Origin of the sequence: Kribbella shirazensis (assembly GCF_011761605.1) — a bacterium.
Classification (GTDB): domain Bacteria; phylum Actinomycetota; class Actinomycetes; order Propionibacteriales; family Kribbellaceae; genus Kribbella; species Kribbella shirazensis.
The window spans coordinates 5,344,046-5,365,868 of record NZ_JAASRO010000001.1; the positions used below are offsets into that span (position 1 = coordinate 5,344,046).

Genomic DNA, 21,823 nt, shown 5'->3' on the forward strand with positions numbered 1-21,823 from the left:
CCGATCCGGCTCCCGCGTGGGTACTGTTCCCCGGACGCCTCATCCGGGAGCCTTCCTTGACGCACGATCGCCACTCCTACGCCGAGCCGGGCCTGGTTCGGACCACCCACCTCGCGCTCGACCTCGCGCTCGACTTCGACGAGCAGGTGCTGTCCGGCAGCGCCACGCACACGCTCGCCTGGACCGGTGCGGGTGACCGGCTCGTTCTCGACACCCGGGACCTGACCGTGCTGGGGGTCGAGGGACAGACGGCCGACGGCTGGGAGCCGCTGGAGTACAGCCTCGCAGTTTCCGACCCGGAGCTCGGCTCCGCGCTGACGATCCGCACGTCGGCGCACCCGCGGGTGAAGGTGAGCTACCGGACCGCGCCGACCGCGACCGGTCTGCAGTGGCTGGAGCCGGCGATGACGGCCGGTGGCGTGATGCCGTTCATGTTCAGCCAGTCGCAGGCGATCCACGCCCGCAGCTGGGTTCCGGTGCAGGACACCCCGAGCGTGCGGTTCAGCTACGCCGCGCACGTCACGGCGCCTCCGGAGCTGATGGTGCTGATGAGCGCCGACAACGGTACGACGTCACGCCGTACCGGCTCGTACGACGTGGTGATGCCCGAGCCGATCCCGTCGTACCTGCTGGCGATCGCGGCCGGCGACCTGGTGTTCGAGCCGCTGGGCGAGCGCTCCGGTGTGTGGGCCGAGCCCGCGACCGTGCGGCAGGCGGCGAGCGAGTTCTCCGACACCGAGGAGATGATGCGGGTCACCGAGGAGCTCTTCGGCCCGTACCGCTGGGGTCGCTACGACCTGCTGGTGCTGCCGCCGTCGTTCCCGTACGGCGGGATGGAGAACCCGCGGATGACGTTCGCGACCCCGACCGTGGTGATCGGTGACAAGTCGCTCGTCAGCGTGATCGCGCACGAACTCGCGCACAGCTGGTCCGGCAACCTGGTCACGCAGGACAGCTGGGACGACATCTGGCTCAACGAGGGCTTCACGTCGTACGTCGAGAACCGGATCGTCGAGGCCGTCTACGGGACCGAGTTCGCGCTGATGGAGACCGCGATCAAGCAGCACGCGACGGTGGTGAAGCTGGACCCGCTGACGCCGGCAGAGCTCGCGGTGGAGCTGCCCGGCCTGCACCACCGGTCCGAGTACCACGGGACGACGTCGACCGGGCCGCTCAAGGGCTCGTGGTTCCTGTCCTGGCTGGAGGAGCGGTTCACGCGCGAGATCTTCGGCCCGTTCCTGCGCGGGTACTTCGACCGGTTCGCGTTCCGCAGCATCAACACCGACGACTTCGTCGACCATCTGCGGGCGCACCTGATCGCACCGCATCCGGGCGTGGTGAGCGAGGACGAGCTGGCCGCGTGGCTGTACGAACCGGGCATCCCGGCGTTCGCGGAGCGGGCGGTGTCGGCGCGGTTCGAGGTCGTGGACGAGGCGCGGAACCTGTGGCTGACGACGGGTGAGCTGCCGCACGGCGCGGAGCGGTGGACGACGCAGGAGTGGCTGCGGTTCCTCGACGCGGCGCCCGACGTACTGAGCCCGGTGCTGCTGCAGCAGCTGGACCGCGCGTTCGGCCTCACCGGTACGGCGAACGGCGAGATCGCGCGGCGGTGGTACCAGATCGTTGCCGCGAGCAGCTACGAGGCGTCGTACGCCGAGCTGGCCGAGTTCCTGACCAAGGTCGGGCGGATGAAGCTCGTCCTCCCGGTGTACCGCGCGCTGGCCGGCACGGACCGCGCCTTCGCCACCGAGGTCTTCACGAAGGCCCGCCCCGGCTACCACCCGATCACCACGGCCGCGGTCCAGAAGATCCTCGGCCAGTAGATCCCGGCCAGTAGATCTCGGCCAGTAGATCCTCGCGCACGTAGACTGGACGGCATGATGACGCGAATTCCTGACGGGAGGATCGATCCCGCTGCTCGATGAGCGGGATCCGGGTGCGGAGCCGCAAGGACCTCAAGCACCAACGCCGCCGCAAGTCCCACGCGTGCTGGGACCATCTGCTGATCGCGCCGCTCTGGCCGCTGTACGACGTGAATCTCGGGACGCTGCTCCGTACGTGTGACGCGGTCGGCGCCTGTCTCGCCGTACCGAAGCTGCCCTGGGTGCCGGACGCGCTTGCCAAGGGCAACACGTTGCGGCGGCGCACCTGCGTGCACTGGACCGGGCACGATCCGGTGCGCTGGCTGATCGATCAGCGCAGCAGACCGGACACGACGGTGGTCGGGGTCGAGCTCGCGGACGAGGCGATCCGGCTGGCCGACCTGCCGCCGGCCCGGAACCGGACGATCGCCGTCCTCGGGCACGAACGCACCGGCATCCCGCCCGAGGCAGTCGACGAGCTCGACGTCGTGGTCGAGATCCCGATGATCGGGACCGGCGCCAGCCTGAACGTGGCCGTCGCGGGTTCACTGGTGCTGTACCGGCTGGCCGGGCTGCTATAGGTCCAGCTTGCGGCGGTGGATCTGGTACTGCGGCACGTACCCGAGGCGGTCGTTGGTACGGCGCATCGCCGCGTTCGTGTCGACCGTGTCGGTGAGGAGGCCGTCGAGGTCGGGGAAGCGCCGCCGGGTCTGCTGGATCTGCGCGGCCTTCATCCACAACGCGAGACCGCGGCCGCGGTGCTCGGGGAGGACGGCGGTGCCGTAGAGCTGCGCGTCGCCCTTCCCGTCGCCCGGGACGACAACCTCGGTGAAGCCGACGATGTGCCCGGGGCGGTCCATCGCCGCGACGACCAGCAGGTGATCGCCGCGTTGCTCGATGACCCGCGCGGCGTACCGGCTTCGCTCGACGTCCCAGGCGTCCACGCCGGTCGTGATCGTCCCCGACGGCGCGTCGTTCATCCCCGCCCGGGCATCGGTGAACGACTGCACCAGGTCGTCCGGTACGACGCCCTCCCAGCACACCAGCCGGTACCCCGGGACCTCCGGTACGGCGGTCGTGGGCTGCGCCAGGTCCAGCCGTGCGTAGATGAGTCTCATGCCGATCGCGAAACCGTGGTGCTGGAGGAACCGGTCGCCGGCGGAGTCGACGTCGACGTCGGTGATCACGGTGCGCACGTCGTGGTCGCGCGCCCCGGCGACGACCGCGCCGAGCAGCTGCGTCCCGATCCCGCGGCCCCGCTCGGCCGGATGCACGTTCAGCTCGAACTCGGCCAGATGCGCGTGGGTCTTGCGGCTGTCCAGCCGCAGGAACGCGGAACCGACCGGCGTACCGTCGCCCTGCGCGGCGAGCCAGGCGATCCGCCGGCTGAGCGGCCGGTAGTCGGGATCGGTCAGTGGGATCAGTCTGATGCTCAAGTCGTCAACATAACGCGGCACCGGATCAGTCGTACCGATCAGCTGGGCCGGATCGGGTGCTCCGGGCAGGCCGATCGGCTACCGTGGCGCGCACACGGGGAGAGGCGAACGGGGAGAGGAGCCAGGTGTGCAGCAGCTCGACGGCGATGCCGGCGGTGAACAGGTCGTCCGCACGATCGGCGCCGACCATGTCGCGCTGCGGGAGCAGGTCCTCGAGGAGCTGCGCCGGCGGATCGTGGACGGCGAGTACCGCGAAGGGGAGCGGCTGACCGAGACGCGTCTCGCGGACGACTTCGGTGTGTCACGGAATCCGGTCCGGGAAGCACTCCGCGTGGTCGAGGCGGAGGGCTTCGTCCATATCCTGCCGCGGCGTGGTGCGGTCGTCGCGACCCTGGACGAGACCGCGGTCCGCGACCTGTTCGCCGTACGGCAGCAGCTCGAGACGCTCGCCGCCGGGCTGGCCGCGGAACGGGCGACACCCGCGGGGATCGCATCGCTGCGCACGCTGATCGACGAGGCCAACACGGCGACGGCGGCGCAGGACTTCGACCGTGTCGCCGAGCTGAACAGCGCGTTCCACCGGGCCGTGATCGAGGTCAGCGGGAACCGCTGGCTGCACTCGATCTCGGCCGCGATGTACCACCACGTGCACTGGGTCTTCCGTGTCGGCGCCGCCCAGCGGGCGCCGCACTCCTCCGAGGAGCACGTGCGCCTGGTCGACGCCATCGAAGCGGGCGACGCCGAGGCCGCGAGCACCGCCGCCCGCCTCCACGTCGAGGCCGCGGCGAAGGCAGCCCTCGGCTAGCGCCCGACCGCGTAGCCCTGCATACCCCGGGGGTTGGCGGCCGCGGCGAGGACACCGTCGGCCTCCTTCCGTACGGCGCACAGCCGGCCGAGGCTCCACGGATCGGACTCGGTGACGACGTGTCCACGGCGTACCAGCTCGTCACGGATGTCCTTCCCGAGCCGGCTCTCCAGCACCAGACCGCCCGGATCCGTCGTCCGCGGGTAGAACGACGACGGGAACCCGGTGGTGTGCCACGCCGGCGCGTCGATCGCCTCCTGCAGGTCCATCCCGGCGCCGAGATGCCGAAGCAGGAACAGCAGCTGCCACTGGTCCTGCTGGTCGCCACCTGGTGACCCACAGGCCATCACCGGCTCGCCGTCGCGCAGGACCAGTGTCGGCGTCAGGGTGGTCCGCGGTCGCCTTCCCGGCGCGAGCGAGGCCGGTAGACCCTCCTCGAGCCAGAACATCTGCGCGCGGCTGCCGAGGCAGAACCCGAGCTCGGGGATGGTCGGCGACGACTGCAACCAGCCGCCGCTCGGCGTCGCGGAGATCATGTTGCCCCAGCGATCGACCACGTCGACATGACAGGTGTCGCCGCGCGTCTCGCCGACCGGAGACACCGTCGGCTCACCGGTGGTCGCGTCACCCGTTTCGTTGCCGGTGGCAATCGAGGGGAGGACGGGAGGGCGGCCGTCGGGGCTTCCCGGGCGGAGTTCGAGCGATGCGTCCGGTCCGATCAGCTTGGCGCGATCCGCGGCGTAGGTGGGGGAGAGCAGTGTGTCGAGCGGTACGTCGGCGCTGTCGCCGTACCAGGCCTCGCGGTCGGCGTACGACAGCTTCATCACCTCGACCGTCGTGTGCACACCGTCCGCGCTGTCCAGGTCGACGTCGCCGAGGGTCGCGAGTACGGCGAGAGACTGCAGCAGTCCGGGCCCCTGACCCCACGGGCCGGTCTTCGCGACCGTGTACCCGTTCCAGTCGTACGTCGCCGCGTCCTCCCAACTCGCCTGGAACGCCGCCATGTCGTCGCCGGTGATCAGACCGCCGTGGTCCTCGCCGCTCGAATCGCGGTGCGGGAGCCGTGAGAACTTGTCGATCGCCTCGGCGACGAACCCTTCTCGCCAGGTCTTCCGCGCCTGCTCGAGCTGCGCCTGCCGATCCGCGCCGGCCGCCTCGCCCTCGCGAACGAGCTTCTCGAGCGTCGCGGCGTACGCCTCGTTGCTGAACCGGCCGGTCACGGGCCGCCGGTCCTTGAGCCAGACCGCGGCCGACGTCGGCCAGTGCTTCTCGAAGAGCTCCTGCACCGTCGCGATCGTGTCCGCGATCCGCGGCACCAGCGGGTGACCGTTGCGCGCGTAGTCGATGGCCGGCTCGAGCACGACGCTCAGAGGCAGCGTGCCGTGGTCGCGCAGCAGGAGCAGCCACGCGTCGACGGCACCGGGAACTGTCGCCGCCAGCGGGCCCGAACCCGGAACCAGCGAGAGGCCGAGGGAGCGGTAGTGCTCGATGGTCGCACCGGCCGGAGCCACGCCCTGACCGCACAGCACGCGCGGCGTGGGGTCGTCGGCGGTCGCGATGATCGCCGGTACCTCACCACCCGGGCCGTTGAGGTGCGGCTCGACCACATGGAGTACGAACCCGGCCGCGGCGCCCGCGTCGAACGCGTTGCCGCCCAGCTCCAGGATCCGCATGGCCGACTGCGACGCCAGCCAGTGCGTGGACGAAACCATCCCGAACGTGCCGCGCAAGGTGGGCCGGGTGGTGAACGTCATCGAGTAACTCCCTCAGTTGGTCGTACGTCTGGTCCGGTTCCGTCGTCGTTCACGAGATGGCAGGCCACCTGATGTCCACCTTCGCCGATCGTGCGCCGCTCCGGCACGACTGTCCGGCATGTGTCCACAGCGACCGGGCATCGGGTGTGGAAGCGGCAGCCGGGCGGCGGGTCGATGGCCGACGGCAGGTCGTCGCCGAGCAGGACCGGCCGGCGGGCGCGCTGCTCGGCGGGGTCGGGTACGGGCGCCGCGGACAGCAGGGCCTGGGTGTACGGGTGGGCCGGCTGTCCGAAGATCCGTTCCCGCGGGCCTTGCTCGACGAGCTGACCGAGGTACATCACCGCGACCTCGTCGGCGAGGTACTCGACCGCTGACAGGTCGTGCGTGATGAACAGGCACGCGAATCCGAGGTCACGTTGCAGATCGGCCAGCAGGTTGAGGACGGATGCCTGCACGGACACGTCGAGCGCGCTGGTCGGCTCGTCCGCGACGAGCAGCCGTGGCTCGGAGATCAAAGCGCGGGCGATGCTGACCCGCTGCCGCTGTCCGCCGGACAGTTCGTGCGGGGCGCGGTGGGCGACCTCGGGGCGGAGACCGACCCGGCGGAGCGCTTCGGTGACCTTCGCTGGGATGTCCTTGCGGCGCATCAGGCGGAGGGGTTCACCGACGATGTCGCCGACCGACAGCCGCGGGTCGAGCGATCCGGCGGGGTCCTGGAAGACGATGGAGACGTCGCGGCGATGCGGCCGGAGCCGGCGGCGGTTCAGGTGCGTGATGTCGGCGCCCGCGAGGCGCACGGTTCCCGCGGTCGGCTCCAGGAGCCTCACGATGCAGCGGCCGACGGTCGACTTCCCGGAGCCGCTCTCACCGACCAGGGCGACGACGGTGCCTTCACGGATCCGCAGCGTGACCCCGTCGACGGCACGGACCGGCCCGAAGTGCATGACCAGGTCTTCGACTTCGAGCGCGTCCATCAAACCTCCACCTTGGCATTCCAGCACGCCACGCGATGGGCGTCGTCGGTGAGCTGGGGCTGGGACGACGTACAGATGTCGATCGCCCGCGGGCAGCGGTCGGCGAACGTGCAGGCGTCGGGTTGCTCGGTCAGAACGGGGACCAGGCCCGGGATCTCGTTCAGGCGCTGGGACTGCGCGTGGCGGCCGGCGGCGGGGGAGGCGCCGAGCAGTCCGTTCGTGTACGGGTGCTGCGGGCGCGCGAACAGGTCGTGGACCTCGGCGGTCTCCACCACGCGTCCGGCGTACATCACGGCCACCCGGTCGGCGAGGTCGGCGACGACACCGAGGTCGTGCGTGATCAGCACGATGCTCGTCCCGAGCCGTTCGCGCAGTTCCCGCAGTACGTCGAGAATGCCGGCCTGGATCGTCACGTCGAGGGCAGTGGTCGGCTCGTCGGCGATCAGGACCTTCGGATCGCAGGCGACCGCCATCGCGATCATGACGCGTTGCCGCATCCCGCCGGACAGCTGGTGCGGGTAGTCGCCGACGCGGCGTTCGGCGGACGGGATGCCGACGAGCTTGAGGAGCTCGATCGCGCGGGCGCGCGCTGCCTGCCGGTCGAGGCCGACGTGCGTGCGCAGTACCTCGCTGATCTGGTGGCCGACGGTGAAGACCGGGTTCAGCGAGGTCATCGGCTCCTGGAAGATGTACGCGACCTCCCGGCCGCGGATCGAGCGCAGCGTCCGCTTGTCCGCGCCGACCAGCTCGGTGCCGTCGAGCTCGACCGAACCGGTGACGGTCGCGGTCCGGGGGAGCAGACCGGCGATGCTCATCGCGGTGACGCTCTTGCCGCAGCCGGACTCGCCGACCACCGCGAGCACCTCGCCGTCCCCGACCTCGAGGCTGACCCGGTCGACCGCGGACAACGGCCCGTCCTCGGTCCGGAACGTGACGGACAGATCCTTCATCACGAGTACAGGCTTCATCGGCGGCTCGCCTTCGGGTCGAGGGCGTCGCGGAGGCTGTCGCCGACGATGTTGAACGCCAGCGTGAGCAGCATGATCGCGACACCGGGCATCACGGCGGCCCACGGCGCCCGGGACGCGAACTGCTGGGCGTCGGCGAGCATCGTGCCGAGGCTCGGCGCGGGCGGCTGGATGCCGAGGCCGAGGAAGGACAGCACGGCCTCGCCGAGGATCGCGGCCGGGATTCCCACGGTCGCCTGGACGATGATCGCGGACCCGGCGTTCGGGAAGATGTGCCGGCCGAGGACCCAGGCGTCGCCGGCGCCCTCGACGACCGCGGCGGCGACGAAGTCGAGGGACTTGATCCGGAGTGTCTCGGACCGGACGATCCGGATCATGCCGGGGATCTGGGCGATGCCGATCGCGATCGCCGCGTTGCCGAGGCTCGCGCCGCGGATCGCGGCCAGCCCGACGGCGAGGATCAGGAACGGGAACGCCAGCACCAGGTCGGTGAACCGGGAGATGAGCGCGTCGACGGTCCGGAAGTACCCCGCGATCAGCCCGAGCGGTACGCCGACCGCGAGCGAGAACGCGACGGCGAGGACACCGACGTGCAGGGACGCGCGGAGGCCGAACATGATCCGCGACAGCACGTCCCGGCCGAGGTCGTCGGTGCCGAGCAGATGCCCGGGCGTTCCCGGTGGCGAGAACGCGCGGTCCAGGTGGTTCTGGGTCGGCTCGTACGGCGCGAGCCAGGTGGCGAAGACCGCGAGGACGACGGCGACCAGGAGGACGGCGAGTCCGGTGAGCGCCAGCGGGTTGTGCAGGATCCGGCGCACCACCCGGCGGCGGTTGCTGCGCAGCGGCGCGGTCGGCACGGCGCCCGCGACTGCCTCCGGTACGGCCATCAGGCTTCACCTCGCACGCGGATCCGCGGGTCGATGACCGAGTACAGCAGGTCGACCAGCAGGTTGATGACGATGTACGCCGTCGCGGTGACCAGGACGACGGCCTGGATGACCGGGTAGTCGCGCTGGAAGACGGCGTCGACGGTGAGCTTGCCGAAACCGGGCAGGGCGAAGATCCGCTCGGTCACCACGGCGCCGGAGATCAGCGCGCCGAGCTGGAGGCCGACGACCGTGACGACCACGATCAGACTGTTGCGCAGGGCATGCTTCCCGACAACGGCCTTGGGCGGGAGGCCTTTCGCTTCCGCCGTACGGATGTAGTCGGCGGACAGCGCGTCCAGCATCGACGACCTGGTCTGGCGCATGATCACGGCGGCCAGACCGGTGCCGAGGATCACGGCCGGCAGGACGAGGTGGTGCAGGTTGGCCACCGGGTCGGTGAAGAACGGGACGAATCCCGACGCCGGGAAGAGGCCCAGGGCAACGGACAGGTAGAGGATCGCCATCAGGCCGAGCCAGAAGTGCGGGACGGACAGACCGAGCAGCGCGAGCGCGTTCGCGGCCCATTCGGCCGGGCGTCCCCGCCGTACCGCGGCCACCACACCCGCGCCGACGCCGATCACACTGGCGATCAGGATCGCGAGCACCGACAGCTCGATCGTCACCGGCAACGCGCTCGCGATCATCGACCGCACCGGCGTACCGGTCCGGATCGACTGCCCGAGGTCGCCGCGCGCCGCATGGCTCACGAACTGCCAGAACTGCACGAGCCACGACTGATCGAGCCCGTACTGCTCCCGGATCGCCCTGAGCGACTCCGGATCCCGGTCCTCACCGGCCAGTGCCAGCGCCGGATCACCCGGCAACGCCCGCACGCCGGCGAACACCACGATCGTCGCGAGCACGAGCGTCACCGCCGACTGCCACACCCGATTGAGCAGGTACCGCCTCACTTGGCGAATCCTGCGAAGGCCGTCCGGATCACGCCGTCCGGGTACACCTGGATGCCGAGGAGCTTCTTGGAGACGCCGGTCAGGTTGCGCTGGCGGTACATGTAGATGATCGGGTCGTCCTGCTGCAGCTTGCTGACCACGTCGCCGTACAGCTTGACGCGCTCGGCCTTGTCGGTGGCCTGGCGGGCGTCGGTGAGCAGCTTGTCGACCTCCGGGTTGCTGTAGCCCGACACGTTCTGGCTGCCGGTGCTGCCGATGAAGTTGTAGATGTTCGCGTCCGGGTCGACCCGGCCGGACCACCCGAGCTGCAGCAACTCGAAGTCACCACGGTCCTGCTGATCCAGCAGCGCGGCGTACTCGACCGGCTTGATCACGAGCTCGAACCCGCCCTCCTTCACCATGCCCTGCAGCGCCTGCGCGAGCCGGAGGCTGTCGGGGTTGTTCGACGTGATCATCTCGACCTTGTACGGCGTACTCACGCCAGCCTCGGACAGCAACTGCTTGGCCTTCGCGGGATCGTGCGGCGGGCACACCTGCGCGGCGTCGGACGAGAACTCGCTCTTCGGCGACACCGGCGAGCAGGCCACGGTGTTGAGGCCGTTGAAGATCGACTTCACCAGCGCTTCGCGATCGATGGACAGCGCCAGCGCCTGCCGCACCTTCGGATCCTTGGCGATCGGGGTGTCGAGTTGCTTGTGCGGAGTGCCGACACCGTTCGCGTTGCCGATGTTGATCGTCAGTCCCTGGTACCCGAGCGACTGCGACTGCAGCACGCTCACGCTGTCGTCCTTCTGCAGCGTCGGCGCGTCCTGCGAGGACAGCGAGTCCGCGACCTGGGCGTCACCGGACTTCAGGTTCGCCGACCGGATGCTCGAGTCGGTGATGATCCGGTACTCGATGCTGTCGAGATGCACCTTCGCCGCGTCGTAGTACTGCGGGTCCTTGACGACCTTGATCGAGTTCTGGGCGACGCGGCTGGCGAACTTGAACGGGCCGACGCAGACCGGCGCGGACGAGAAGTTCGCGCCGAGCTTCGCGACCGCGGCCGGGCTGAGCACCATGCCGGCGCGGTCGGCGAGCGCGGCGGTCAGCGGGGCGAACGGCTTGGAGAGCTTGATGACCACGGTCTTCGGGTCCGGGGTCTCGATCGCGGTGATCGGGCCGAGCTCGCTCTTGCGGGCGGAGCCGGCCAGTGTGAGGTGCCGGTTCAGGGAGGTCTTCACCGCGTTCGCGTCGAACGCGCCGCCGTCGGCGAACTTCGCGCCCTGCTTGAGCGGGATCGTCAGGCTGAGTCCGTCGGACGAGATCGTCGGCAGCGCGGTCGCCAGTTGCGGGACCACCTTGGCGTCCGGCCCGAGGTCGTACAGCTTCTCGCACATCGTGTGGAAGACGTACCGCGAGTACAGGCTGCGGGACAGGGTCGGGTCGAGCTTGTCGGGGTCGGCGGAGAGCGCGACCGTCAGCGTGCCGCCCGGTTTCACCTGGGCCGCGTCGGCCGGCTCGCCGAACACGTCCTGCCCGGCTGACGACTGGCCGCCACTCGTGGGGTCGTCGCTGCCGGCGGGCTCGACCGGCGAGCAGGCGGTCGAGATCATTCCGGTGACGGCCAGCACGGCGACCGCGGCGCCGTACCCCACCACGCTCCGGCGGCGGGTCCTCGGAATGAAACGGTTCAGTGCAAGTCGACGAGTCATCGCGTGCTCCTGAGTAGGCGGGTTCTTGTCGACTGTTTCATGTATACAAGGCCGGTGCGCAAGTGATTCGGCGAGTTTGACTGAACCTTTTACGACCTCTCCCGTACATCCACCTGGAACGTTCAACGCCGCGACCCCACGGGCCGCCGGCCACCCCCGCACGCCGCCCTCCGGCCCCGCACGCCGCCCTCCGGCCCCGCACGCCGCCCTCCGGCCCCGCACGCCCGCCCTCCGGCCCCGCTCCGCCCTTGCACCCCACTCGCCCGCGCTGGCGAACCCTCCAGGTCGGTGGGCATCCCCTGATGTGGAGGGTTGCCCCCTGAAAGTTTCAGGGGGCAACCCTCCAGTTGAGTGGGCCAGTTGTGCGCCCTGGGTCGGGGTCAGGCGGTGAACGGGTAGGTCAGGTCCCCGGCCGGTATGGCGTGGTGGCCGAGGGCCAGCGCCATCAGATTCGGGCCGTCGTACTCCGGATGGTGGATGCCGAATCCAGTGGCCTGCCGGAAGCCGAACCGCGGGTAGTACTCCGCGTGCCCGAGGACAACGGCAGCAGGCTCGTCGCGCTCATGTGCCGCCGCCAACGCGGCCCGGACGGCTGCCCCGCCGGCTCCTTGCCGCTGGTACGCCGGGAGCACAGCGACCGGGCCGAGTGACAGGACCGGTACGTCGCCGACGTGACAGTGGGTGAGGAGCGCGTACGCGATCGGCTCGTCGTCGGCCGTGGTCGCCACAAACGTCAGGCCGGGGATCCAGGCAACCGGGTCCGCTCGGAGTGCGTCGAGGTAGTCCACTTCGAACTGGCGGCCGAAGGCGTCACGGGTGATGTCGCGGAGCGGTTCGATGTCGGACGGACTCTCGACACGGGTGTTCCAGGTGATGGACAACGTGGTCCCTTTCGGAGGTTCAGCGGGTGAGTTGGATGACCGGATTCGCTGCCGGGCACGCGGCAGCGCGGCATGGCGCGGTCATCAACTCACCTCCTCCTCCGAAGTCCCGGCCAACTGTAGCCGGGTGTGAGGCGTCAATCATCCAGATTTGCGGGCCGGCACCGAGGGCCTCGCGATGCGTCCTGTCACGTAGTCCTGACGACTCCTACCACTCGACGACGAGCGGATCCTTGGACGGCGGGCCTGCCGGGATCCAGGTGTCGTCGACGAGCCGGTACGGATGCCAGCGACCATGCCGATCCAGGCGGAGCTGAGTGTCGGAGCCGATCGTCAACCGGTTGGCCGACGTGGTGACAGTCAGGTCCTCGTCCGCCGCAAGGAGCTCCGTCCGAGCACGGTTGAGCTCGGCGGCGTCCGGCGTCCAGGTGTGCTCCAGTACGTCGAGACCGGGCGCGCCGCCGTACCGCCAGGCTTGGATGCCGGGGGCAAGGTCCCGGCCGGCCGACTCGGTCAGCCGGGCGACGAGTTCGGGGAAGTCGGTCGCCAGGCGCACGGTGTCCTGCCAGTCGTCGAGCGGCAGTGGCTCGGTTGTGCTGTGCAGCAGCGCGTTCAGCATCGAACGCGCCCGGCGGGCGGCGTCGAGTACCAGCAGCTGAAGAACCTGAGGCCCGAGGCCGTCGGGTGGTTCGATACCCACAATCGCCAGCTCGTCGAGGCTGACCTTCGCGGGCAGCTCCGGCGGGTCGGGCAACTGGCCGGGCGCGCCGGCAAGTACGTCGGCGACGGAGACTCCGGTTTCAACGGGGCGAGACGACGAGGCCTGCAGCTCGTCGAGAAGCGCCTCGCGGGTGCGTCCGCGGAGGAGGAGCAGGACGAACGGGTCGGCGTCGAGCAGCCAGGCGACCTGGTAGCAGAGGGCGGCCGCATGCTGGCAGGGGAGCTCCCACGCGTCGCACGTGCAACTCGGGTCGAGGTCGCCGATGCCGGGGAGCAAGGCGACGCCCGCGTCCGAAGCGGCCTCGACCAGGTCGTGCGGCATCTCGCCGTCCAGCAGCGCAGCGATGTGACCGGCGCGCGCGGCCACCTGCTCGTGGAACCGCCGCCAGTCGTCCTCACTCAGCTCGTCGACCCGGACGACGGACTCGTAGGTGTCCTCGGGGGAGTAGACGGTCGCCGCGATCCGGCCAGGACTGATCGTGATCGTGCCGACCTGGCCCGAGTTCGCGTACCGCCGGCCCCTGCGGAGCTGGTCGGCGTCCAGTGACGTGTCTTCCAGCGCCTGCACCCACGCCTGGGCCCACCACGACCGGCCGCGCGTACTCCGCCGCTGCGCCGCGAACGCCGGGAACCCTTGCGCGTCACTCATCACGCACCTCCGGTGGAGCTGCTCAGGGTCGCCGTACCGCCACGGAGCTCGACGAGGTCCGCGAGCTCGGTGTCGGAGAGCTCGGTGAGCGCTGCCTCGCCACCGGTCAGGACCGCTTCGGCGAGCTCGCGTTTGCTGCTGAGCATCGCGGCGATCCGGTCCTCGATGGTGCCTTCGGCAATCAATCGGTGCACCTGCACCGGCCGGGTCTGCCCGATCCGGTAGGCACGGTCGGTCGCCTGGTCCTCGACGGCCGGATTCCACCAGCGGTCGTAGTGCACGACGTGGTCGGCCCGGGTCAGGTTGAGCCCGGTCCCGGCCGCCTTGAGGGACAGGAGGAAGACCGGCACCTCGCCGGCCTGGAACCGGTCGACCATCGCCTCGCGCTGGGCGACCGGCGTACCGCCGTGCAGCAGCTGGGTGGGGATGCCGTGCTCGGCCAGGTGCCGTTCGAGCAGGCGGGCCATCGCGACGTACTGCGTGAACACCAGCACCGCGCCGTCCTCGGCGACGATCGTGTCGAGGAGCTCGTCGAGCAGCTCGAGCTTGCCCGAGCGGCCGGTGAGCCGGGCGTCGTCGGGCTCCTTCAGGTACTGCGCGGGATGGTTGCAGATCTGTTTGAGGCCGGTGAGCAGCTTCACGATCAGCCCGCGACGCGCCATCCGGTCGCTCGAGCGGACCTCCGCCATGAGCTCACGGACCGTCGCCTCGTACAACACCACCTGCTCGCGGGTGAGCGAGACCGGCTGATCAGTCTCGGTCTTCGGCGGCAGCTCGGGTGCGATGCCTGGATCGGACTTCTTCCGCCGGAGCAGGAACGGGCGGACGAGTTTCGCGAGCCGGGCCGCGACCTCCTCGTCCTTGTCCGCCTCGATCGGTGCCGCCCACTGGCTCCGGAACGTTCCGAGCCGTCCGAGCAGCCCCGGCGTGGTCCAGTCGAGGATCGCCCACAACTCGGAGAGGTTGTTCTCGACCGGCGTACCGGTGAGCGCGACCCGCGCCTTCGACGGCACGGTCCGCAGCGCCTTCGCCGTACCGGACGACGGGTTCTTCACGTGCTGCGCCTCGTCGGCCACCACGAGCGCCCACGGATGATCAGCCAGTCGTACTGCGTCGCGGCGAAGCGTGCCGTACGTCGTGAGCACGAAGCCGTCCTGTGCTTCGTCGAGCGAACGGGACGTGCCGTGGAAGCGCCGGACCGGTGTGCCAGGCGCGAAGCGCTGGACCTCACGCTCCCAGTTGCCGAGCAGCGACGCCGGGCAGACGACCAGGGTCGGACCGGCCGTGTCTTCGGACTGCTGGCGGTGCAGGTGGAGGGAGATGAGCGTGATCGTCTTGCCGAGACCCATGTCGTCGGCGAGGCAGCCGCCGAGGCCGAGCGAGGTCATCCGGGAGAGCCAGCGCAGGCCGCGCAGCTGGTAGTCGCGGAGCGTGGCCTGCAGGCCGGGTGGGGCCTCGATCGGCTCGTCGGCGCGGTCGGGGTCGGCGATCCGGGCGCGGAGGTCGTCGAGCCACTTGGCCGGCGTGACGGTGACCTGCCGGCCGTCGATCTCGGTCGTGCCGGTGAGGGCCGCGCCGAGGGCGTCGATCGCGGTGACGGGTTTGAGGATCCGTTCGCGGGCCTTGCGGGCGAGCTCGGGATCGATGAGCATCCACTGGTCGCGGAGCCGGACCACTGGGCGGGTCGCTTCGGCGAGCTGGTCCAACTCCGCTTCGGTCAGCGGGTCGTCGCCGACGGCGACCTGCCACCGGAAGTCGAGGGTCTTGTCGCCCTGGAAGAAGCTGGGGAGGTCGCTCGGCGGCCCGTCGGCTGTGGTGATCGCCGCGCGGGCGGTCAGGGCACGCCCGAGACTCCGCGGCCAGTGCAGCTCGACTCCGGCGGCCGCGAGTCGCTGGGCCGCGCCGGCGAGCAGTCCGGCGACTTCCTCGTCCGACAGGTCCATGCGGCTCGGTACGGCGGAGTCGAGGAGCTGTCCGAGCGGCGACCAGACGCGGGCCGCGCGGCGGATCGCGAGGGTCGCGTCGAGGCGGGCGCGCGGTCCGAAGCCGGGGACGTCGTCGGTCCAGACGTCGTACGCGTCCCGGACCAGGGTCGGATCCTTCAGACTGTGTAGTTGCACTACGGCGCTGAGGGCGAGCGAGTCGGCGAGTTCGATCCGCAGCGAGATGCGGACGCCGGTGTCCAGACCCGCGGACACCTCGTCGGCCCAGGTCCGTAGACGGTCGGCGCGCTGCGGCGCGGCGGCGGTGAAGAGGTTGGTCCGGTGAGCCTTCGCCGCGGCCGGGGACCGAGGCATACCGTCGGCCACCGCGTCCAGGAACTCCCGCAGCAGGTCCTCGGCCACCGGCATCCGCAGTTCGTCACCGGGCTGGTGTGGTCCTGCGAGAGGCAGCGCGCGAGCGGTCGGCGGCATGGCTTCGGCGAGGTCGAGGATGCCGGTGACGTCGGCGGGGTCCAGCGGGCCGACCCGCCAGGCGTCGTGGCCGTCCGGGCTGACCCCGGGCAGGAGCTTGCCGCGAGCAACCAGCTGGAGCGCCACCAGCGAGGCCCCGCCCCAAAAGGCGGCCGACGGATGCGACTCCGCCGCCCGACGCATCCGCCCAAGCACCGGAACAGCATCCGCAACTGCCATCTCAACCCCGCGAACGCGGCGCACCCGCACCCCGTCAGCCGACCGAGCCGCGGTCGACTGAGCTGCGGTCGACTGAGCTGCGGTCGACTGGGCCTCGGCCCGAGACGCTGCCGTGGAGGCGGCGACCTGCTGCGCACCCGGTTGGTCGGTGGATGGGTCGCCGAGGATCAGGTCGAGGTCGACCTGATCGCCGACTCCGAGGGGGAGTGGCCCGCCGGCCGGGTCCCAGAACGCGACCCGGCCTGCGCGTGGTGGATCGGCCGGGCGGAAGACGACCGCGTATCCGGACAGCTCGTGCCCCGTGCCCTGCAACCCGACAACCTCCACCTCGATCGGAACAACAACGACAATTTTCAGACCGGAACAGCCTCGGCGGCTCCGGGCTGGTCGAACTGGGTCCTGTACAGCTCCTCGTACCGCCCGCCGGCCGCCAGCAGCTCCGTGTGCCGCCCGCGCTCCACGATCCGGCCGTCCTCGATCACGAGGATCTGGTCGGCGGCCCGGATCGTCGACAGGCGGTGCGCGATGACGACCGCCGTACGTCCCGCCAACGCCTCCGTCAGCGCGGCCTGCACCGCGGCTTCGTTGGTCGAGTCCAGGGCGGCGGTCGCCTCGTCGAGGATCACGACCCGGGGCTGCGCGAGCAGCAACCGCGCGATCGTCAGCCGCTGCCGCTCACCACCCGACAACCGGTAGCCACGCTCGCCCACGACAGTGTCCAGCTGATCCGGCAACGACCGGATCAGGTCGCCCAGCCGCGCCCGCTCCAACGCGTCCCACAGATCGGCCTCCGTGGCCTCGGGACGTGCGAGCAGCAGGTTCTCCCGGATGGAGTCGTGGAACAGGTGCCCGTCCTGCGTCACCATGCCGAGCGTCTCCCGCAACGACTCCGCGGACACATCGCGGACATCGACCCCGGCGAGACTCACCGCCCCGGCGTCCACGTCGTACAACCGCGGGATCAGCTGCGCGATCGTCGACTTCCCGGCGCCGGACGACCCGACGAGCGCGACCATCTGACCGGGCTCGGCGCGGAACGAGATGTCGTGCAGCACCTCGACGCCGCCGCGCGTGTCCAGCTTCGCGACCTCTTCGAGCGACGCCAGTGACACCTTGTCAGCCGAGGGATACGCGAACCTCACCTTGTCGAACTCCACCGCAACAGGACCTTCAGGCACCCGGCCGGCCTCGGGCTTGTCCTTGATGAGCGGCTCCAGATCGAGCACCTCGAAGACGCGCTCGAAGCTCACCAACGCGGTCATCACCTCGAGCCGCGCGCTCGCGAGCGCGGTGAGCGGCGAGTACAACCGGGTCAGCAGCAACGCCATCGACACCACAGCACCCGCGTCCAGCTGATCGCGCAGCGCGTAGAACCCGCCCAACCCGTACACGACGGCCAGCGCCAGCGCCGAGACCAGCGTCAGCGAGGTCACGAAGATCCACTGCACCATCGCCGTCCGCACGCCGATGTCCCGCACCCGCCGGGCCCGGATCGCGAACTCGGCCGACTCGCGCACCGGCCGCCCGAACAGCTTCACCAGCGTCGCACCGGGCGCCGAGAACCGCTCGGTCATCTGCGTGCTCATGGTGGCGTTGTAGTTCGCGGCTTCCCGCTGCAGTCCGGCCAGTCTGGCCCCGATCCGGCGTGCGGGTATGACGAACACGGGGAGGATGACCAGCGCGAGCAGCGTGATCTGCCACGAGACCCGCAGCATCACGACCAGCGTCAGCACGAGCATCACCAGGTTGCTGACGACACCGGACAACGTGTCACTGAACGCGCGCTGCGCCCCGATCACGTCGTTGTTCAGCCGGGAGACCAGTGCGCCGGTGCGCGTGCGGGTGAAGAACGCGATCGGCATCCGCTGGATGTGGTCGAACACGGCGGTCCGCAGATCGAGGATCAGCCCCTCGCCGATACTGGCGGACAGCCAGCGGGTGAGCATGCTCATCCCGGCCTCGGCGACCGCGATGGCCGCGATCAGCAAGGACAGTTGCAGGACGACGCTGACCGCCTTGCCGCCGACGATCGCGTCGACCACACGACCGGCCAGCACGGGAGTCGCCACCGCCAGGACCGCCGCGCCGATGCTGAGCACCAGGAAGGCGATCAGGTACCGCCGGTGCGGCCGGGCGAACGCGAGGATCCGGCGCAGGGTGGCACGGGAGAACGGTCTCTTGTCGTCTTGGGCGTGCATCGCGTGGTACAGCGAGTTCCACGCGGTCATTTCCATGCTCACGGCTGGGCTCCGGTCGATCGATCGGTCGGGGACGTCGATGATTCCGCAGACCACCGACAGAAACCGACGCTAGAACCTCTACGGAACTTGAGGTCAACTGCGTACGCTGTACGAAGAATACCCGCTAGGGAAGAATCCCGCACATGAACCAGGAGCACAGCGGCAGCGGCGACCCGGCGAAGAGCCTCGAGCTGCTGTGGCGACGGCGGCCGCAGCCGACCCGCGGACCGAAGCCGGCGCTGACCGTCGACGGGATCGTCGCGGCCGCCCGGAAGGTGGCGGACGCCGAGGGCTTGAGCGCGATGTCGATGCGCCGGGTCGCCGACGAGCTCGGCGTCGGGGCGATGACGCTGTACCGCTACTTCCCGGGTAAGGGTGAGCTGCTCGACGTCATGCTCGACCGCGTGTACGGCGAGCTGCCGCGGCGCGTCGTACGGGGGGACTGGCGAGCGCGGCTCGAGGAGGTTGCCCGTGAGAACCGGGAGCTGTACCTACGGCACCCGTGGCTGCTCCAGATCGCGATCAGCCGTCCGCCGCTCGGCCCGAACGTGATGGCGAAGTACGAATGGGAGCTGACCGCCGTCGAGGGCATCGGCCTGACCGATATCGAGATGGACGCGACCGTCGCCCTGGTCAACGGCTACGTGCACGGCGCCGTCCGGACAGCGGTCGAGGCGCGCCAGGTGATCCAGCGGTCGGGGATGACGGACAAGGAGTGGTGGCTGGCGCACGTGCCGCACCTGGACCGGATCGGCGACCTGGAGAAGTTCCCGCTCTCGGCCCGGGTCGGGACCGCGGTCGGGAATGAGTTCGACGCCTCCTACGACTCCGAACATGCTTTCGAGTACGGTCTCGAACGGCTGCTGGACGGCGTGTCCGCGCTGGTGGCGAACCGGTCTGCGCCACAAGGGTGAATTCAGTTGTGAGTGAGTACTCACTCAGTTACCTTTGAGCGGTGTCACCGAGAGCAACACCACTGCCTCCCGAGGAGCGCCGCGCGGCCATCGTCGCGGCGGCCCTGCCGTTGCTGGAGGAGTTCGGTCCGGATGTCAGCACCAAACAGATCGCCGAGGCGGCCGGCATCGCGGAGGGCACGATCTTCCGCGCCTTCGGCAGCAAGGACGCGCTGATCAACGCCGCGATGCTGACCGCGATGGACACCACCGATCTGGTGAAGTCCCTCGAAGAGGTCGACCGGTCGTTGCCGCTGCGGGAGCGGACGATCGCGGCCGTCGAGATCGGGCAGCGGCGGCTGCGCAGTGTGTTCCGGCTGATGTTCTCGATGCGGCTGCGGCAGCCTCCGGACTTCAAGCAGCATCCACTGCACGCGGAGCGCCGCAAGCGGCAGTCCGACCTGTCCAACGAGGCGTTCGCGGACCTGCTGCGCCCGGACGCGGACCAGTTGCGCCTGCCACCGGAGGAGGTGGTCCGGATGATCCACCTGATCACCTTCTCGGCGACCCACCCACTGATTTCCGGCGGCCACGTGCTGACCGCCGAGGAGATCGTCGACTTCGCCTTCGACGGTCTCCGCAAGCACCACACCGGTCAGCCACCGGCCTCCGAGGACGTCGCCGCATTCGCGCTCGGCGGCGCCCGTCGTCACGACTCTGGGGATGATTGATGTTACTTCGCGTCTTGCGTACGCACCTGCGTCCGTACGTGGGAAACCTGCTCCTGGTGGTCGTCCTGCAACTGATCGGGACGATCGCCTCCCTCTACCTGCCCAGCCTGAACGCCGGCATCATCGACAACGGCGTGGCCAAGGGCGACACCGGCTACATCATGAGCACCGGCGGCTGGATGCTCGCCGTCAGCCTCGTGCAGATCGCCTGCACGATCACCGCGGTGTACTTCGGTGCGAAGACGGCCGCCCTGTTCGGACGCGACGTCCGCGCGGCCGTGTTCCACCGGGTGGGGGAGTTCTCCGCCCGTGAGGTCAACCAGTTCGGCGCGCCGACGCTGATCTCCCGCAGTACCAACGACGTCCAGCAGATCCAGATGCTGGTCGTGATGACGACCACCATGCTGGTCGCGGCGCCGATCACGATGGTCGGCGGCGTCATCATGGCGGTCCGCGAGGACGTCGGGCTGTCGTGGCTGGTCGCGGTCGCCGTACCGCTGCTGGCCGCCTGTGTCGGCCTGATCGCCAGCCGGATGGTGCCGCAGTTCCAGAAGATGCAGAAGAACATCGACGGCGTGAACCGGGTCCTGCGGGAGCAGATCGCCGGGATCCGGGTGGTGCGGGCGTTCGTCCGCGAGCCGCACGAGGTCGAGCGGTTCGGCGAGGCGAACCGGGACCTGACCGACACCGCGATCCGGGCGGGCCGGCTGATGGCGCTGGTGTTCCCGACCGTGATGCTGATCCTGAACGTGTCGAGTGTGGCGGTGCTGTGGTTCGGCGCCTCCCGGGTCGAGAACGGGACGATGGAGGTCGGCGCGCTGACCGCGTTCCTGAGCTACCTGATCCAGATCCTGTTCTCGGTGATGATGGGCGTGTTCGTGATGATCATGGTGCCGCGCGCCTCGGTCTGCGCGGAGCGGATCTCCGAGGTCCTCGGCACGGAGTCGTCGGTACGGCGGCCGGTCACGCCGATCACGAGCTTCACGGGGCGCGGGCAGCTCGTGTTCGAGCACGCGTCCTTCAAGTACCCGGGCGCCGCCGAGCCGGTACTGCGGGGCGTCAGTTTCGTCGCGTCGCCGGGTCAGACCACCGCGATCATCGGCAGCACCGGTGCCGGTAAGACGACGCTGCTCTCGCTGATACCGCGGCTGGTCGACGCGACCGAAGGGCGGGTGCTCGTCGACGGGATCGACGTCCGCGAGATCGAGCCCGAGGCGCTGTGGGAGCGGATCGGTCTGGTGCCGCAGCGTCCGTACCTGTTCTCCGGGACGGTGGCGAGCAACCTGCGGTACGGCAACCCGGACGCGACCGACGAAGAACTCTGGAAAGCCCTCGAGATTGCCCAGGGCAAGGACTTCGTCGAGGCGATGCCCGAGGGCCTGAACGCACCGATCGCACAGGGCGGCACGAACGTGTCCGGCGGTCAGCGGCAGCGGCTCGCGATCGCGCGGGCGCTGGTCCGCAAACCGGAGATCTACCTGTTCGACGACTCGTTCTCGGCGCTCGACCTGTCGACGGACGCCCGGCTGCGGGCCGCACTGCGCCCGGTCACCCGGGAGGCGTGCGTGGTGGTCGTCGCGCAGCGGGTCTCGACGATCATCGACGCCGACCAGATCCTCGTGCTCGAGGACGGCGCGATCGTCGGCAAGGGAACCCATCAGGAGTTGCTCGACACGTGCCCGACGTACGTCGAGATCGTCGAGTCGCAGCGTTCCGCGGAGGAGGCAGCGTGAGCGAGGAACA

At 69.9% G+C, this 21,823-nt stretch carries 17 protein-coding genes; 6 read left to right on the top strand and 11 right to left on the bottom strand.

The window, feature by feature from the left end; translation table 11 throughout:
• Positions 1–56: 56 nt before the first annotated feature.
• Positions 57–1,823 (top strand): M1 family metallopeptidase, encoded by a 1,767-nt coding sequence (locus tag BJY22_RS25820; RefSeq protein WP_167211259.1) that lies wholly within the window; start codon positions 57–59, stop codon positions 1,821–1,823.
• A gap of 98 nt (positions 1,824–1,921) precedes the next feature.
• A complete protein-coding gene (locus BJY22_RS25825; RefSeq protein WP_167211262.1) occupies positions 1,922–2,443 on the top strand; it encodes an RNA methyltransferase in 522 nt (173 codons plus the stop codon).
• Here BJY22_RS25825 and BJY22_RS25830 read toward each other — a convergent pair.
• Positions 2,438–3,298, bottom strand: coding sequence for a GNAT family N-acetyltransferase (locus BJY22_RS25830; RefSeq protein ID WP_167211265.1), 861 nt, complete (start codon positions 3,296–3,298; stop codon positions 2,438–2,440). The two genes, BJY22_RS25825 and BJY22_RS25830, sit on opposite strands and share 6 nt — an antisense overlap.
• Before the next feature lie 127 nt (positions 3,299–3,425).
• Between BJY22_RS25830 and BJY22_RS25835 the strand changes: the two genes are divergently transcribed.
• Entirely contained in the window at positions 3,426–4,103 is a 678-nt protein-coding gene (locus tag BJY22_RS25835; protein ID WP_167211269.1) for an FCD domain-containing protein, read from the top strand.
• Here the strand turns inward: BJY22_RS25835 and BJY22_RS25840 are convergent.
• The 10 genes from BJY22_RS25840 to BJY22_RS25885 form a co-directional block, all read right to left on the bottom strand.
• The gene (locus tag BJY22_RS25840; protein ID WP_167211273.1) at positions 4,100–5,857 is read right to left on the bottom strand and encodes a gamma-glutamyltransferase family protein; all 1,758 of its coding nucleotides are present in this window, start codon (positions 5,855–5,857) and stop codon (positions 4,100–4,102) included. The two genes, BJY22_RS25835 and BJY22_RS25840, sit on opposite strands and share 4 nt — an antisense overlap.
• Complete coding sequence (locus BJY22_RS25845; protein ID WP_167211276.1) at positions 5,854–6,831, bottom strand: ABC transporter ATP-binding protein; 978 nt, start codon at positions 6,829–6,831, stop codon at positions 5,854–5,856. The genes BJY22_RS25840 and BJY22_RS25845 overlap by 4 nt, the downstream gene beginning before the upstream one ends.
• On the bottom strand, positions 6,831–7,799 hold the full coding sequence (locus tag BJY22_RS25850; protein ID WP_167211279.1) for an ABC transporter ATP-binding protein: 969 nt from the start codon (positions 7,797–7,799) through the stop codon (positions 6,831–6,833). The genes BJY22_RS25845 and BJY22_RS25850 overlap by 1 nt, the downstream gene beginning before the upstream one ends.
• Positions 7,796–8,686 carry an ABC transporter permease gene (locus tag BJY22_RS25855; RefSeq protein WP_167211282.1) on the bottom strand — a complete coding sequence of 297 codons (891 nt, stop codon included), beginning with the start codon at positions 8,684–8,686 and terminating at the stop codon, positions 7,796–7,798. Before BJY22_RS25855 ends, BJY22_RS25850 begins: the two co-directional genes overlap by 4 nt.
• Positions 8,686–9,639, bottom strand: a complete 954-nt coding sequence (locus BJY22_RS25860) for an ABC transporter permease subunit (protein WP_167211285.1) — start codon at positions 9,637–9,639, stop codon at positions 8,686–8,688. The genes BJY22_RS25855 and BJY22_RS25860 overlap by 1 nt, the downstream gene beginning before the upstream one ends.
• Entirely contained in the window at positions 9,636–11,333 is a 1,698-nt protein-coding gene (locus BJY22_RS25865; RefSeq protein ID WP_167211288.1) for an ABC transporter substrate-binding protein, read from the bottom strand. Before BJY22_RS25865 ends, BJY22_RS25860 begins: the two co-directional genes overlap by 4 nt.
• Before the next feature lie 380 nt (positions 11,334–11,713).
• A complete protein-coding gene (locus tag BJY22_RS25870; RefSeq protein WP_167211291.1) occupies positions 11,714–12,214 on the bottom strand; it encodes a GNAT family N-acetyltransferase in 501 nt (166 codons plus the stop codon).
• A gap of 208 nt (positions 12,215–12,422) precedes the next feature.
• Positions 12,423–13,583: an SWIM zinc finger family protein gene (locus tag BJY22_RS25875; protein ID WP_167211294.1), complete on the bottom strand. Its 1,161-nt coding sequence runs from the start codon at positions 13,581–13,583 to the stop codon at positions 12,423–12,425.
• Positions 13,583–16,528, bottom strand: a complete 2,946-nt coding sequence (locus tag BJY22_RS25880) for a DEAD/DEAH box helicase (protein ID WP_238350460.1) — start codon at positions 16,526–16,528, stop codon at positions 13,583–13,585. The genes BJY22_RS25875 and BJY22_RS25880 overlap by 1 nt, the downstream gene beginning before the upstream one ends.
• A gap of 41 nt (positions 16,529–16,569) precedes the next feature.
• On the bottom strand, positions 16,570–18,444 hold the full coding sequence (locus BJY22_RS25885) for an ABC transporter ATP-binding protein (RefSeq protein ID WP_202892229.1): 1,875 nt from the start codon (positions 18,442–18,444) through the stop codon (positions 16,570–16,572).
• Between the two features lie 155 nt (positions 18,445–18,599).
• Here BJY22_RS25885 and BJY22_RS25890 point away from each other — a divergent pair, with 155 nt between their 5' ends.
• From BJY22_RS25890 to BJY22_RS25900, 3 genes are read left to right on the top strand one after another with little or no spacing between them, the layout of a single operon-like run.
• Positions 18,600–19,370, top strand: coding sequence for a TetR/AcrR family transcriptional regulator (locus BJY22_RS25890; protein WP_167211300.1), 771 nt, complete (start codon positions 18,600–18,602; stop codon positions 19,368–19,370).
• Between the two features lie 41 nt (positions 19,371–19,411).
• Positions 19,412–20,080 (top strand): TetR/AcrR family transcriptional regulator, encoded by a 669-nt coding sequence (locus tag BJY22_RS25895; protein ID WP_337759067.1) that lies wholly within the window; start codon positions 19,412–19,414, stop codon positions 20,078–20,080.
• The gene (locus tag BJY22_RS25900) at positions 20,080–21,813 is read left to right on the top strand and encodes an ABC transporter ATP-binding protein (protein ID WP_167211303.1); all 1,734 of its coding nucleotides are present in this window, start codon (positions 20,080–20,082) and stop codon (positions 21,811–21,813) included. Before BJY22_RS25895 ends, BJY22_RS25900 begins: the two co-directional genes overlap by 1 nt.
• Positions 21,814–21,823: the final 10 nt, after the last annotated feature.